General features: G+C 62.4%; 17 protein-coding genes. 9 read left to right on the plus strand and 8 right to left on the minus strand.

The genetic code is table 11. The annotated features are described in order from the left end of the window. Window positions 1–4: 4 nt before the first annotated feature. From ACFFNA_RS22290 to ACFFNA_RS22305, 4 genes are all read right to left on the minus strand, one after another. Entirely contained in the window at window positions 5–769 is a 765-nt protein-coding gene (locus ACFFNA_RS22290) for a DUF8758 domain-containing protein (protein WP_378921646.1), read from the minus strand. After that, window positions 708–1,220, minus strand: coding sequence for a DUF488 domain-containing protein (locus ACFFNA_RS22295; RefSeq protein ID WP_378921648.1), 513 nt, complete (start codon window positions 1,218–1,220; stop codon window positions 708–710). The genes ACFFNA_RS22290 and ACFFNA_RS22295 overlap by 62 nt, the downstream gene beginning before the upstream one ends. 229 nt (window positions 1,221–1,449) lie before the next feature. Further along, a complete protein-coding gene (locus tag ACFFNA_RS22300; RefSeq protein WP_378921650.1) occupies window positions 1,450–1,674 on the minus strand; it encodes a hypothetical protein in 225 nt (74 codons plus the stop codon). 133 nt (window positions 1,675–1,807) lie between these two features. Next, complete coding sequence (locus ACFFNA_RS22305; RefSeq protein WP_378921652.1) at window positions 1,808–3,811, minus strand: PhoX family protein; 2,004 nt, start codon at window positions 3,809–3,811, stop codon at window positions 1,808–1,810. Between the two features lie 320 nt (window positions 3,812–4,131). Between ACFFNA_RS22305 and ACFFNA_RS22310 the strand changes: the two genes are divergently transcribed. Both ACFFNA_RS22310 and ACFFNA_RS22315 read left to right on the plus strand, forming a co-directional pair. Beyond that, window positions 4,132–4,578: a hypothetical protein gene (locus ACFFNA_RS22310; protein ID WP_378921654.1), complete on the plus strand. Its 447-nt coding sequence runs from the start codon at window positions 4,132–4,134 to the stop codon at window positions 4,576–4,578. A gap of 311 nt (window positions 4,579–4,889) precedes the next feature. Continuing rightward, a complete protein-coding gene (locus tag ACFFNA_RS22315) occupies window positions 4,890–5,360 on the plus strand; it encodes a hypothetical protein (RefSeq protein ID WP_378921695.1) in 471 nt (156 codons plus the stop codon). A 212-nt stretch (window positions 5,361–5,572) separates the two neighbouring features. Here ACFFNA_RS22315 and ACFFNA_RS22320 read toward each other — a convergent pair whose 3' ends face one another. Then, window positions 5,573–6,241, minus strand: coding sequence for a response regulator (locus ACFFNA_RS22320; RefSeq protein WP_378921655.1), 669 nt, complete (start codon window positions 6,239–6,241; stop codon window positions 5,573–5,575). Next, window positions 6,238–7,629 (minus strand): sensor histidine kinase, encoded by a 1,392-nt coding sequence (locus ACFFNA_RS22325; protein ID WP_378921657.1) that lies wholly within the window; start codon window positions 7,627–7,629, stop codon window positions 6,238–6,240. Before ACFFNA_RS22325 ends, ACFFNA_RS22320 begins: the two co-directional genes overlap by 4 nt. Before the next feature lie 167 nt (window positions 7,630–7,796). Between ACFFNA_RS22325 and ACFFNA_RS22330 the strand changes: the two genes are divergently transcribed. From ACFFNA_RS22330 to ACFFNA_RS22345, 4 genes are all read left to right on the plus strand, one after another. Further along, a complete protein-coding gene (locus ACFFNA_RS22330) occupies window positions 7,797–8,138 on the plus strand; it encodes a hypothetical protein (RefSeq protein ID WP_111547769.1) in 342 nt (113 codons plus the stop codon). Between the two features lie 14 nt (window positions 8,139–8,152). Continuing rightward, the gene (locus ACFFNA_RS22335) at window positions 8,153–8,854 is read left to right on the plus strand and encodes a phosphatase PAP2 family protein (RefSeq protein ID WP_378921660.1); all 702 of its coding nucleotides are present in this window, start codon (window positions 8,153–8,155) and stop codon (window positions 8,852–8,854) included. A gap of 285 nt (window positions 8,855–9,139) precedes the next feature. Next, entirely contained in the window at window positions 9,140–9,418 is a 279-nt protein-coding gene (gene relB, locus ACFFNA_RS22340; protein WP_352872434.1) for a type II toxin-antitoxin system RelB family anti-toxin, read from the plus strand. Window positions 9,419–9,485: 67 nt separating this feature from the next. Next, window positions 9,486–11,222, plus strand: a complete 1,737-nt coding sequence (locus tag ACFFNA_RS22345; protein ID WP_378921662.1) for a SulP family inorganic anion transporter — start codon at window positions 9,486–9,488, stop codon at window positions 11,220–11,222. Between the two features lie 64 nt (window positions 11,223–11,286). Here the strand turns inward: ACFFNA_RS22345 and ACFFNA_RS22350 are convergent, their stop codons facing one another. Beyond that, window positions 11,287–11,700 carry an NUDIX hydrolase gene (locus tag ACFFNA_RS22350; RefSeq protein ID WP_378921664.1) on the minus strand — a complete coding sequence of 138 codons (414 nt, stop codon included), beginning with the start codon at window positions 11,698–11,700 and terminating at the stop codon, window positions 11,287–11,289. Window positions 11,701–12,134: 434 nt separating this feature from the next. Here ACFFNA_RS22350 and ACFFNA_RS22355 point away from each other — a divergent pair, with 434 nt between their 5' ends. Continuing rightward, complete coding sequence (locus tag ACFFNA_RS22355) at window positions 12,135–12,623, plus strand: hypothetical protein (protein WP_378921666.1); 489 nt, start codon at window positions 12,135–12,137, stop codon at window positions 12,621–12,623. 99 nt (window positions 12,624–12,722) lie between these two features. Here ACFFNA_RS22355 and ACFFNA_RS22360 read toward each other — a convergent pair whose 3' ends face one another. Continuing rightward, window positions 12,723–13,370: a glutathione S-transferase family protein gene (locus tag ACFFNA_RS22360; RefSeq protein WP_378921668.1), complete on the minus strand. Its 648-nt coding sequence runs from the start codon at window positions 13,368–13,370 to the stop codon at window positions 12,723–12,725. Window positions 13,371–13,636: 266 nt separating this feature from the next. On the opposite strand from ACFFNA_RS22360, the gene ACFFNA_RS22365 reads away from it, so the two are divergent. Together ACFFNA_RS22365 and ACFFNA_RS22370 are read left to right on the plus strand one after the other, a co-directional pair. Then, window positions 13,637–13,780, plus strand: coding sequence for a hypothetical protein (locus ACFFNA_RS22365; protein ID WP_378921670.1), 144 nt, complete (start codon window positions 13,637–13,639; stop codon window positions 13,778–13,780). Window positions 13,781–13,938: 158 nt separating this feature from the next. Further along, window positions 13,939–14,156, plus strand: a 218-nt coding sequence (locus ACFFNA_RS22370; protein WP_378921672.1) for a sulfotransferase, incomplete at its 3' end; no start/stop codon positions are given.

The following is a 14,156-nucleotide window of genomic DNA, read 5'->3' on the forward strand; positions in this document are numbered from 1 at the left end:
CCGGCTATAGCGCTAGCACGCCCTGGTTCGATTCATCGACGCGCAAAACGCCGAGAAGCTGCCAGACTTGGGGCCGTTTGATCTGGTTGCCGACGGCGAACAGCATGCCCAGCCTCGGATACTCGTCGTTGAACTTGTGGTTCATCCAGTCGAGCGTTTCCTGCTCTGACATGCCACGTTTAATGCCATTGTAGAACATGGCGTGGGCCTCCCAATCGCCATTCTCGAAGTCGTGCTTGGTGTCGTCCTCGAATTTGAACCGAAACTCGAACGGCGTCGGCTCAAGCGCCGCGAGCTCGTTGTCGAAGAGAGAGGTCTGCCGTGCTGCCGACTTGAACGCGTCACGCTCCTCTTGGATTTCCGCAGGGGACTTCCGTTTATAAGAGAAACGCGTGTTCTTTGGGCGGATAACGGCCAATGACTGCCCCTTGTCGACAGCCGTATTTATCGATGGGAGAACAAGCGACTCGAGGAACCTGGAATGCTCGGCCTTCGGCAATTTGCCATCTACAACGATACTCTCCTCATGGATGCGGCAGCTTTCGGGTCTCGTGTCGTGTGTTGGTTTCGTGTGGCGAAAAGACACCCAGTCCCAGCGGCTGAAACTGCTGCTTCCCGACAAATGCCGAAACCGGACTGGAAAGAGCCGCTTCCATTCGCCTTTGGCGGTGACGCCAGCGCAACAGACAGTTTCGCCGTGCTTCTTGCTAGGCTGCGGCAATGCCTTCACGAGGATGGTAACGCGGCATTCTTGAGCCGTTACGGACATAGCGCTCCGGATCGTCGCCGTAGAGATCAAACACCTCGAAATCCGACTCCGCCAACTGTCCAGCGACGATGGAACGGTGGCAAGTTTCCGGATCCCTCTCGAAGCACAGCAAACAAGTTGGCGCTGCGCTAACGGTGCCCAGCAACTTCTTCATTGATGCTTGTGCTTCGTCGGAATCAAGGTGCAATCCGTAAATATCACGAAACTCATCGAAACGACCAGCTCTTGCGGCCTCTCTCCCCGGTTTTGGATCGCCAAGCTCGACAAAATGCAAGTATTCGATGCCTTCTGCTTCCAGACGGGCTGACAAAGACTTCTTTGAGAAGCCTTTTTTCCGAGAGAGTGCCACAGCGCGAACGTCCGCCACACGTTTCACACCTACCGCTTTCAGGGTCGCAACGAAGCGGTCGATATCCGTCCCTTCATATCCGATCGTGTAAATGACGCTCATGGGATTCTCCGACAGTTCTCCGTGAATACTCGCATGCATGGCTTGCGTCGACCTGAGGCAATGCCACACCCACGTCAATGTTTGTTCCAAGACCCGTGAACGAAGGTTTACACAGGCGCGACGCACCGGGGCGATTGCAAAGCCGGATGCCGTGAACCGCTCAGGAGCGCCGTCAACGGGCCAGCGTGACATAACTAATCAGGGAGGACGGCCGCCGCAGTCCATGCACTCACGCCGACTTCGGTTCGAGCCGCCGGAAGCCGACGGCTTCCATCAGCATGTCCTCGTCGATCATGCCGGCATTGTGCAGCGCAAACAGGGTGAGAGCCAGTTCGCGCGCCTCGGCCGATTCGGGATGCACTTCGCGGCGCCGGCAGGCTTCATCGAACACACGTTGCAAGGTGGCGACTTCGCTGGGCTTGAGCAGGCCACGGTCATAGACGGATTTCGGCATGGCGATCTCCTGATAAAAGATCTAGGGCGCCACGTGTAAATTGCCAATCTTTCCCGAGGCTTGAATGATTTCACAAGAAAAAGGAGGGGCTTCGGGTCACCGAAACCCCTCCTTGAGATTGCAGTGCCTGATATCAGACCGCGATCTTGCCGCCGCCCTGTTTGGTGATGGCGACGACCGCCGGCCGCACCGGCATGTCGGGCTTGAAGTCGGGCCAGCGCGTCGACAGGTCCTCATAGTAGGACGGGCGGCCGAACGGCTGCCAGTCCTCGCCGCCGTCGCCCGGATGCTGGACGGCGACAAAGGCGGTCTGATCGTCAGGCGCAAACAGCGGGCCGCACATTTCGGCGCCGATGGGCACGCGGAAGAACAGTTTTGAGGTCGCCCGCGCCGAGCCTTCGGTGTCGACCGCCCACAGACCATCGGTGCGGCCGGTGGCTTTTGGGCCCTGGCCGTCGGTGGCGACCCACAGGCGCCCGGCCGAATCGACCGCGCAATTGTCGGGCATGCCGAACCAGCCATTGGCCGTCGTCGCCGTCGAGAAGGTGGCGCCGACATCGGCAACCGCCGGATCGCCGCATTTCAAAAGCACTTCCCACTTGCCCTTGGCAGCAGTGAAATCGCCACCATCCTCGGCGATCTCGACGATGTGGCCGAAAGTGTTTTCGGCGCGCGGGTTGGCGGCGTCGACCTGGTCGGCCTTGCGCTTCGAATTGTTGGTCAGCATGACATAGACCTTGCCGTTGACGGCATTGGGCTGGATGTCCTCGGGGCGGTCCATCTTGGTGGCGCCGAGCAGGTCGGCGGCGCGGCGCGTCTCGATCAGCACGTCGGCCTGGCTGGCAAAGCCGTTTTCCGCGGTCAGCGGACCTTGGCCGAAAACGATCGGCAGCCATTCGACGGAGCCGTCTTCCGCGAACTTGGCGACATGCAGCGTGCCGTCGTCGAGCAGATCCTTGTTGGCCGCGAGGTCATTGGGATTAAACTTACCGGTGGTGACGAACTTGTAGACATAGTCGAAGCGCTCGTCGTCGCCGAGATAGAAGACGACGCGGCCATCCTTGGCGACGATCGATTCGGCGCCCTCATGCTTGAAGCGGCCCATGGCGGTGCGCTTCCTCGGCGTCGAGGTCGGATCGTTGACATCGACTTCGACGATCCAGCCGAAGCGGTTGGCTTCGTTCGGCTCCTTGGCCAGGTCGAAACGGTCATAGTGCGCCGCCCATTCATAGGCGCCTTCGGGAATGCCGAGGCGCTTGTAGTTGGCGGCTTCCTTGTGGCCCTCGGGCAATTCGCCGGCGAAATAGCCGTGGATGTTTTCCTCGGCCATCACATAGGTGCCCCAAGGCGTGACGCCGCCGGCGCAATTGTTGACGGTGCCCAACACCTTCGTGCCGGACGGGTCGGCATTGGTCTTGACGCGGTCATGGCCGGCGACCGGGCCGGACAGCGCCATTTCGGTGTTGGAGGTGATGCGGCGGTTGAGCTTGCCGTCGCGCACCACTTGCCATTTGCCGCCGTCCTTGCGGATCTCGACGATGGTGCCGCCATGCGCCGCCATCTCGACATCGACCTGCTCCTTGCTGAGCGGTGCGATTTCGGCCGACTTCTTGCCGTCCTTCTCGACGATCTTCACGATGCCCGGGAACATCAGATGCGGGTTGGTGTATTCATGGTTGACGACCAGCAGGCCATGTTCGGCCGAGCCGTCGATGGCGATGTAGCCGACATAGTCGTTGTTGTAGCCGAACTGTTTCGCCTGCGCCTGCGCCGACTGTTTCGTCGGGTCGAACTCCGGCGAATCGGCAAACAGCGGATCGCCCCAGCGCAACAGCACATCGGCATTGTAGCCCGGCGCGACATGGTGCTTGTCGTCGATGCCGGCCTCCAACTCGTCGAACGCGAAGGCGGAGCCTTCGGCGGCCCGGGCCTGGTCGGCGCTGACCAGCGCCAGCGGGCTGACTGTGGCGGCGATCGCCGAGACGGCCAGCGAGCCTTTCAGGAAACCACGGCGCGAGAACCGCGCGGCGATGATCTCGCCCATCGTGCGGTTGTCGGTGAGGTTGGTGGCCGGGCCGTCGTTTTCCTCGAGCAGGCTGGTGCGGAATTTGGCGTCGGGGGAGCGGTGTTCGGTCATCTGGCTTGCCTCTGGCTTTAGGGGTGGCTGGAGCGTGTTGCCTGTTCAACCCCCTTATAGCCGGCCGATCACATTTTCGTGACATCAAGAACTTTCAGCCGCAACAGGCATTCCGTGCTGTCGGCTAAGCATTCTGCGAGCAGCTCGGTGCGCTGGGACAATGGTCCCTTGCCGGGCCCGGCAAAGGTCCCCTGGTGGCACCGCATCGGTCGTGGGCCGGTTACCCAAGGCCGCCATGTCGGCGATGGTCGCCACTTGCGAACGCCTGCCCGAAATTCGCCTGCTTGAAATCCGCCGGCCTGATCGAAGAGGAGACCAAGATGCGCAGATCGATCACGACCCGCAGTTGCTGGCTGGCGCTGAGGGCGACGTCGGCACTGGCGCTGGCCATCGCCCCCTGTCAACTCACCTTTCACGGCCCTGCTCCCGGCATCGTTGCCGCAAGCGCGCATGCCAAGGATGGCGGACATGATAGCGGCGGTGGCGGCGGAAGCGGCAGCGGCGGGAGTGGCAACAGCAACAGCGGAAACGGCGGCGATGGCGGTTACTCCGGGTCCAGTGGCGGAGACGACGACGAGGGAGATCATGTCAATGCGGCAACCGGCGACAGGGTCGAAGTGGAAGGCAACAAGATTGAGGTCGAGCATCCCGACGGCATCAAGGAAGAGATCGAGAACGGTCGTTTCGAAATGAAGGATGCACTCGGCCGCACGATTGTCGAACGTCCGGCGACGGCAAACGACATCAGTCGTCTTCAGGCTTTGTGAAGCAGATCAACAGGCTACAGCCAGCTTTACAAGTCACCTCCGCCGCCCCCGGCGGAGGTGACTTGATGTTCGGCGTGTGCAGCCGCCAGGCATCAGGAAAGCCCAGCTTCCCGTCGGCGATGGCGGTCGCCGCCGTCCATACGAGGCATTTATTAGCACATGCTTGGGACTTTAGTCCAATCTTGCGCTTGCAAAGGTCCTGGGTGACAAGCGCAACGGTCGGGTACGGCTTTCGAGGATCATTACTTTCGGCGATGCTGTGCAACTGCAACGTCGACGGTGGCACGCCAGCTCAATCGACGGAGATCAGGATGCATGGATCGATGACGACCCGTTGTTGCCGGCTGGCGCTCAGATCGGCAGCCGCGCTGGCGCTGACCATCGCTCCCTATCAGATTGCCCTCCACGGCTCCGCTCCTGGGATCTACGCCGCCAGCGCACAGGCCGACAAAGGCGGTGGCGGTGGCGGCAATGGTGGAGGCGGCGGCAACGGTGGCGGTGGTGGCAACAGCGGTGGCAACGGTGGCAACAGCGGCGGCAAAGGAAACAGCGGCAACTCTAAATCCGGCCAGGGGCAGAGCGACAATGGCAACGGCCATCATGTCAACGCCAAGACCGGTGACCAGGTCGACGTGGAAGGCAAGACGATCACGGTCCGGCATCCCGACGGCATAACGGAAAAGATCGAGAATGGCCGTTTCAGGATGGAGGATTCGCTCGGGCGTACGATCATCGATCGCGGAGCCACGCCTGCGGATGTCAGCCGCCTCAAAGCCTTGTGAAGTTGGCCAACAGGCAACGGCCAGCTTCACACGTCACCTCCGCCGGCCCCCCGGCGGAGGTGACCTCGTTTTTGACCGGCGTCACCCGCGGCATGGAGCGGTTTATCGTTTCACAGAAACGCAGAACCGCTCCATCTCTTTGTTTTGACGCAATTCCGGACGGAGAACCGTTTCACACTTTTCCTGGAATTGCTCTAGGAATGCCGAAGCCTCTACGAATGGTTCCGGTCCCGGTCCCGGTCGCGCGACTCACGCATCATCAAGGCTGCTTCGGTGCGGTTTCGCACATTGAGTTTCGAGAGCACGCCGGTCATGTGATGCTTCACGGTCTTCTCTTGCAGCTCCAGCCGCAAGGCAACTTCCTTGTTGCTTAGCCCCTCCGCCACCAGCCGCAGAATTTCTGCCTGTCGCTCGGTGAGTTGCCGCAGCCGGTCCGCTATGCCGTCGGTCGGCTGCAGGGACTGAAGATCCGAAAGCAGGCGGGCCGACAGCGTCGGCGAAAGATAGCTTTCGCCGGCCGCCACACTGTGCAGGATGTCGGCGAGCCCGCGCGACCCGATGCCTTTGAGGACATAGCCACGCACCCCAGCGTTCAGGGCCCTGGTCACATCGGCATTGGCCTCCGAGACGGTCAGCATGACGATCTTCTGGGCGGGATGGCCGGCGAGGATGCTTGCAACCGCGGCCAGACCGCCGCCCGGCATGGAGATATCGAGCAGCAATATGTCGGGCCGTACCGTCGACACGATGCGTTCGGCATCCTGCGCCGTGGCGCCCTCGCCAACCATCTCGAAGCCTCCGATTTCCGTCAGGCTGCGCGTCACGCCCTCGCGAAACAGCGGATGATCGTCGATAATGGCAATGCGAATGGCGTCGATCATGCTTGCTCCTCGACTGATAAACGGATCACCAATCGCGTGCCGTGCGGCCCGGTCAAGGTTTCGAACTGGCCGCCAATGCTTTCGACCCGCTCCCTGAGGCCGGCGAGCCCGAGGCCCTCGACGCGAGCTGGATTGAAGCCTGGCCCGCCGTCCGAGACTTCAACGAAAAGCCTGCCACCCTTCATCCCGGCACTCACCGCCTGATCCTTGCCTCGTCCGTGGCGATAGGCATTGTTCAACCCTTCCTGCACGAAACGATAGATGCTGATCTTCTCGGAGGCGCCGGGCTCTGGCAAGTGTCCGGCCAGCGTCAGTGTCACCGACGTTCCCGTCCTCAGCTCGTGTTCGTTGACGGCCAGCCGCAGAATGTCCGTTGTGGCAGCCGTCTCTATCTGCGGCAGGACGAGGCCGGTGCAGATACCGCGTATTTCGCGCATCGCGTCCTCCAGCGTCTTGCGGATCATCGCGACCTCGGTCGAGCGGCTTTCGCTCGAATGGCCATCGCCGGAAAATACCGGACTATCCATGCGCAGCGCCGCCAGCGCGACGAGTTGGGCCGGACCGTCATGGAGGTCGGCGCCGATGCGGCGCAGGTATCTTTCGTTGAGCGCGGTGGCGCGGCGGGACGCCCGCTGCACGCGTACCCGCAAGGCATTGTTTTGCGCCACCAGGCCCTGCAGCTCCGACACCTGGCGGCGCAGCGCCCCGCGCTGATCGTCGATGGTGCGACTGCCGCGCAGGACGATGCCGGACAGGAGCAGAAATGCCGCCAGGGTTGCGCCGGCCACGATCAGCCAGCTCGACAGCAGAGCGGAAGCCAGGGTGGCTTGGAAGTCGTCGGCGATTTCATAGAATTCGGTGACTGCCACCACTTCGCCAGACCAGGGTTCGCGCACGGGATTGTAGATCTCCAGCAACGGCAAGCCGATCGCCCCTTCCTGGATTTCGTTCTCATCGAACGTATCGAATTGGGCGACGACATTGCCCTGGAAGGCGGAACGCAAACCGTCGGTCAGATCGAAGCGGCGGCCAATCAAGGCTGCATCCTTCGCGTAGAGAACCGTGCCGTCACGGCGCCAGAGCCTGAACGATACGATGCGCTTGCCGAGCGCGCCCTGGCCAAGCGTCTCGTCGAGCGCCTGCTTGGCGCTGTCGCTGAGTTCCTGGCTCTTGCGCAAGTCGGGCAGCAGCGGCGCAATCACGCTGTCGACATAGAGGGCCGTCGTGGCGGCCGAATTGCGGGTGACGCCTTCCCGGATCTGTGACGTCACCCAGGCGCCCACCACCAGCATGACGGCCAGAAGCCCAAAGCCCCCGGCAACGAGGAATTGCAGGGCGAGAGAAAGCTCGCTCCAGCGTCGCGATACGTTTTGAAGAATGCGAATCATGGTCCCCGACCGCCCTTCAATCGATAGGCTGGGCGATACCGGCACATTGAGCTTCCATGTTGCGGTTGCCAAGACTTTGTTTGATCAAGGTCGCTTGACGTCCCGGCGCGCTTCGGAAACAAGTCCGCGATACACGCGGCGCGAGCCGCTTCGAGAGGGGACGGGACGTGAGCTTTTCGGGGTTGCTGCAGCTTGGCTTTTCGACAGTGATCTTCCTGCTGGCGGCGATGGCGGCCAAGCAATGGGGCATGGCGCCGAGCCTTGGCAAGATCCTGCTGACGCTGGCGCTCTATTCGCTGGGCAATCTGATCATGCTGCGGCTGATCCGCGAATTCGGCATGTCGGTGTCGTTCAGCCTGTCGGCCGTCATCCAGTTGGTGTCGGTGAATGTCGTCGCCCTGATGTTCTTCGGCGAGCGCGTCAACGCGCTGCAGGCGACCGGCATCGTGCTGGCGATCGCCGCTGTGGCGCTGATCACGCTCGGGCCCTATCTGCAAGGGCGGTTGTAACGGGCGAATTGCCGATGAAGAACGCCGCGAACGCTCTCATGAACCGGGTCGAATTTCCGGTGCTGCTGGCCGGCCTGGTAATCGCCGGCTGCCTGTGGGGGTTCGAGGAGTTGATGGAGGTTGCGCGCGCCAGCACGCCGCACGCCTTCGACACCGAAATCCTGCTCGCCTTCCGCCAGCCGGGCCAGCCGGGTGTGCCGATCGGCCCGCTTTGGCTGGAGGGCGCCATGCGCGACATCACCAGCCTCGGCAGCTCGGCCGTGCTGGTGCTGATCACGGCGGCGACGATCATCTATCTGTTGTTGATCCGCAGGCCGGCCACGGCGCTGCTCATCTTCGTCGCGGTGGCGGGCGGCCAGGTGCTGTCGAGCCTGCTGAAAGTCGGCGTCGACCGGCCGCGGCCCGAACTCGTCTCGCATCTTGTCAACGAGACCTCGCTGTCCTTTCCGAGCGGCCACGCCATGCTGTCGGCGGTGACCTATCTGACGCTCGGCTCATTGGCCGCGCGCTTCCTGCCGGGCCGGGTGACGAAGATCTATGTGTTGTCGCTTGCCGTGCTGACGACGCTGCTGGTCGGCGTCAGCCGCATCTATCTCGGCGTCCACTGGCCGTCGGATGTGCTGGCCGGCTGGTGCGCCGGCTTCGCCTGGGCGATGCTGTGCTGGTTGGTGGCGCGGGCTCTGCAGCGATGGCGCGGACAGAGCGACGACGCCTGATCAATCGCCGTCAGATCAGTCGGTTGATCAGCCCATGTCCGCAGCCTGCCAGCAAAAAAACCACCGACAGCAAGCATGCCGATGTCATGAAGGTCTTGAAAAGATTCACCCGCGTTGCCCCCTGCCCCAGATGGAGCACCCTAGCTCGCAATCCTCGGGAAGTATCTGATAAAATGGACAAGCAGGCGGCGGCGCTTACGTCTCAGACATTCATGTTGATGCTTGAAACATCACAATGATGGTATTATACGCTAGACCTGCAGACTCAGACGGGGATTTCGGCCGATGATCACTGCCGCGCAGATGCGCGCCGCAAGGGCGTTGGCCGGCATCGATCAGAAGACGCTCGCCGAACGCGCCGGCGTTTCGCTTCCGACCATCCAGCGCATGGAGGCGAGCGACGGCGTGGTCAGGGGCGTGGTCGATACGCTGATGAAGGTCATCCAGGCTCTCGACGAGGCCGGGGTAGAACTGATCGGCGAGAACCAGACCAGCGAGCGCGGCGGCCGGGGCGTGCGCCTCAGGCCTGTCGTGCCGCCAGATCCAAAGGCTGAGCCGGCATAAAGTCGCGACGGCGACCGCCGACAGTCCTGCCGACGATCCCGCCGCCTTCTGGAGCGGAAGCCAGTTCATGGATCAGACACAGCGGGCAGTGCATCAACCGGCCCAGAAGTCGGCCCAGAAGTCGGCGAAGCCGACATTTTCCGAATTGTTCACGCCAAAGCTGGTGACAGTCTGGCGCGAGGGCTACCACCTGCCGCAGTTCAAGGCCGACTTCATGTCCGGCCTGACCGTCGCCATCGTCGCGTTGCCGCTGTCGATGGCGATCGCGATTGCCTCGGGGGTGACGCCGGAGCGTGGCCTGTTCACCGCCATCGTCGGCGGCTTCATCGTCTCGGCGCTGGGCGGCAGCCGCTTCCAGATCGGCGGGCCCGCCGGCGCCTTCATCGTGCTGGTGGCGGCAACGGTTCAGCGCCAAGGTGTCGACGGACTGCTGTTGGCAACGATGATGTCGGGCGTCTTCCTGCTCGCGATCGGCTATCTGCGTCTTGGCACCTACATCAAATTCATCCCTTATCCGGTGACGGTCGGCTTCACCGCCGGCATCGCGATCATCATCTTCTCCGGCCAGATCGTCGAACTGTTCGGGCTGAAACTTGCCGGGCCGGAGCCCGGGCCGCTGCTGCCGAAACTGATGGCGATCGGCGAGGCGGCCGACACGATCAACATCTCGGCGACGCTGGTGGCGGTGCTGACCATCGTCAGCATTGTCGCGCTGAAACGTTGGCGGCCGGGCTGGCCGGGCATGCTGATCGCCGTCGGCCTGGCCTCGCTGGTGGTGGCGCTGCTGGCGCTGCCGGCGGAAACGATCGGCACGCGTTACGGCGGCATTCCGCGCAGCCTGCCGTTTCCGGCGCTGCCGGCGCTCAGCCTCGACAAGGCGATCGCCGTGCTGCCGGACGCCATCGCCTTTGCACTGCTCGGTGCGATCGAATCGCTGCTGTCGGCCGTCGTCGCCGACGGCATGACGGGCCGGCGGCACCGTTCCAATTGCGAACTGGTGGCGCAAGGCTTCGCCAACATCGCCTCGGCCCTGTTCGGCGGCATCTGCGCCACCGGCACCATCGCCCGCACCGCGACCAATGTCCGGGCCGGCGCGCATGGGCCGGTTTCGGGCATGCTGCACTCTCTCTTCCTGCTGGTCTTCATGCTGGTGGCCGCACCGCTCGCCAGCTACATCCCGCTTGCCGCCCTTGCCGGCGTGCTGGCGGTCGTCTGCTGGAACATGTTCGAGAAACAGGCCTTCGCCACGCTGCTGCGCGCGTCGCGCGGCGACGCGCTGGTGCTGTTGGCGACCTTCCTGATCGTCGTCTTCCGCGACTTGACCGAAGGCATCGTCGTCGGCTTCGCGCTCGGCTCGGTCCTGTTCATCGACCGTATGGCCAAGTCGATCGCGGTCGAGGCAGACTTGCCGCTGGTGCAGGAAGATGTCGCCGACAGCAGCGGCCGCGCCTATGATGCCAGCGAGGCAACCGACGTCGACACCGTCGTCTACCGCATCTCGGGCGCCTTCTTCTTCGGCGCCGCATCGACGGTCGGCACCGTGCTCGACCGCATCGCCGACCAGCGCAAGAACTTCATCCTCGACTGTTCGGCCGTGCCGTTCTTCGATTCGACGGCGGCCAATGTCATCGAAGGCGCCGCCCACAAGGCCAAGCGCGCCGGTGTCCGTTTCATCATATCGGGTGCTGCGCCGCCGATACGGCGCATGCTGATCAACCACGGCGTCAAGCGGCCGCTGGTGACCTACGCCGCCTCGATCCGGGATGCGCGGGCGCAGCTCAACGGGAAACGAGAGACGGAGTAGCAATCAGGGTTGCCGGCCGGTGGCTACGATGTCGGCATGAATCACCCGCCGCTTGCTCGGTTCGTCAATCCGCAGCGAGTTTCGCAAGGCGAGGATAATCACAATCGGCCAGATTTGAGAGCGTCGAAAGTTCCTCGATGTCGAACCACCGGATCTCGGAGTGCTCGTCGCAGATATTGCTCGGGTCGCCGTCTTTCCAGCCGAGCACCTTGTAAACATGGTGCACCGCCATCCCATAGAGTTCCGGGCGGCGTTCTTCGATGCGCTCCATCCAACGGAACTGTGTCGGCTCCACTCCGACTTCTTCTTGAACCTCTCGCACGAGTGCTGCTTCCAGGGTCTCTCCGGCTTCAACGCGACCGCCGATCGCATCCCAATGTCCTGGCCATGCGCTCTTCCAAACGGCACGCAGGCCCATCAGGACCTTGCGATCATGACTCACCAGCAATGCTCCGACTGTGACTATGGTGGTGGTCATTGTTTCATGCACTTTGGCGGGGACGGGGCAAGGTCTCGAAAGGGTGGGACCCTGCCCTTCGTATCGATGTCGTGGACAGGCTCTCAAAGCCAAAGCTGAAGGAGTCACAATTGATCGCACCCGACCGGCTTTCGCAACCCCCGACCGGCTGATGCCCGGTCAGGGTGTTTCCCGTTGTGTCAGCAGAGACGATGCCGGCGTTTGAGGGCGAGCCTACGACATTTCTACGTTGCGTCGCCTGAATCGGTTTCAAGGTGACGCGCTTTAGATGAGCGTCGCGAGCCGATATCCACCCGTTCACGAACCTTCGAAACGCGTGCTAGGCTCGAAGCATGAAAGGACTTTGGCCGTTCACTTGTTTTGTCCTCACTGTTGCCTGCGCGTTCACCGGCGCGCGAGCACAGGATTTCGATCGTGCCCCAGGCGAGGACGACATGGCTTTCGCGAAACGTGTCGTCGGGTTCTCGAATGAGGCTGACCCGCACACGACAGCCGTAAGCTGGAACGGCCTTCAGACACTATTCGTCGACTACGAGACGACTGATGAATATCCAGAACGCCCGCTCGTAGCGCTGCAACAACAATCCGATAGCGGGTACCGTGCAATCCAAATCACGGTCGGCGAACAAGAGGGCGGCACGCCCGATATAGCGCTCGGCCTCGCCAACGCCGATCATGATCCGGCAAAGGAGCTGATCGTCATACTTGCCTGGCCTCAGAAGCACTACGATGTCGAGGGGACGCTTTACGAGGCACGCATTTTCGACAGCCCCAAGCCAGGCCGGAAGGCGCTCGCCCAGTTGAAAGTGAGCCAGAAGTTCGACGCCACATGCGACTGCTCGTGGCGCGACGGCACGACGGAGCGTTCCCGCTTCAAGACGATCGCGGCGGTCAAGGCTGAGCTGAAGCGCCTGGGCTATTAGCCGCCGCGGTGGTTTTCGCAGAATGCTGCCGCGGTCGCCTTGCTTACCGGCACAAATTGTCCGCCGGTTGAATGTCAACTTTCGAGCCCAGAACGGCCTTCATCCGCCGGTCGATGCTGCCGTGAAAACCGCCAATTGAGCGTCGTAGGCACGCTTGAACGCCGGCCGCGCTTCGCCGCGGGCGACATAGGCGGCGAGGTTCGGATCCAGCAGGCCCGATCCGTTCAACCTGCGCAGGACACCCACCATCACGAGGTCGCCCGCGCTGAACGCACCATCGAGCCAGTCGGCATCGCCCAGGCGATTGGAGAGCTGCCCCACCCGGTCACGGATGCGCTTCTCGACAAGCGGCAGACGCTGCTCGTACCAGGTCTCGTCGCGCTCGAGGAACATGGCGGCTACGCGTTCGAGAATCGGCGGTTCAACCGTGTTGAGCGCGGCAAACATCCATGTGATCGCCCGCGCCCGGGCATCCGCATCGTCCGGCAGCAGGCCCCCATGGCGCTGCGCGATATGGAACACGATCGCGCCCGACTCGAACAAAGTGAGGTCGCCTTCTTGATAGGTCGGAATCTGCCCGAAAGGATGCAGCGCACGATGCGCGGGCTCCTTCATCTCGCTGAACGAAACAAGACGAACGTTGCAGGGCTGGCCCACTTCTTCGAGTGCCCAGCGAACACGCATGTCACGTGCCTGTCCCTTGCCGCGGTCGGGCGAGCGTTCAAAGGCTGTGATGGTGGGGATCATTGGAGGGCTCCTGGTGATTGCATGACGCTGTCGAGAGTTAGCTGCGGGATCTTTCTCATGGTCCGGTGTCCGGTTCTTGGCACTTTGCATCCAGAGGACGAACGACCGGCGTCACTCCCGACAACCTACCTCGTTTTTAGCCACGGGATCTCGCGGTTCGAACCTTGGCTGCCGTTCCGGAAATGCCGCACGTGTGGTCGAGCTTTGACGACGCCAGGAGAACTGCGCATGGTATGGAGAATCGATCCTGAGCGGAGACGGAAAACGTGACCGTGACCAATCGAGACCTTGTCGAGCTCACGGCGTGGCGGCGCAAGCTGCACCAGCATCCGGAAATCTCGAATGAAGAGGAAAAGACCGCGAAAGAGGTCGTCGACTTCTCGCCGATACAGGGCCGGACGAGGTGCTGACCAGATTGGGCGGACACGGCGTGGCGGCGATCTACGAAGGAAACCGCCTGCGGATGGTGCTCGCAAGCGACTGATCTGACGGCTGTAGGCCTGAACCGGGGGGGACAATGGCGATAAGGGTAATCGGAACGGGCTTTGGCCGGACAGGAACGGATTCGATGCGCGAGGCGCTGACGATCCTTGGCTTCGGCCCCTGTCACCACATGTTCGAAGTCATGGCCAATGAAGACCAGAAGCGGCTTTGGCGTGCGCTGGCGCAGGGCGCGACACCGGACTGGAACCAGCTGTTTGCGGGCTACGCGTCCTGCATCGATTGGCCCTCGGCGCACTATTGGCGTGACCTGATTGAGTTCTACCCGGACGCCCGGGTTATCCT

The organism is Mesorhizobium kowhaii (assembly GCF_042431665.1).
GTDB classification, from domain to species: domain Bacteria; phylum Pseudomonadota; class Alphaproteobacteria; order Rhizobiales; family Rhizobiaceae; genus Mesorhizobium; species Mesorhizobium kowhaii.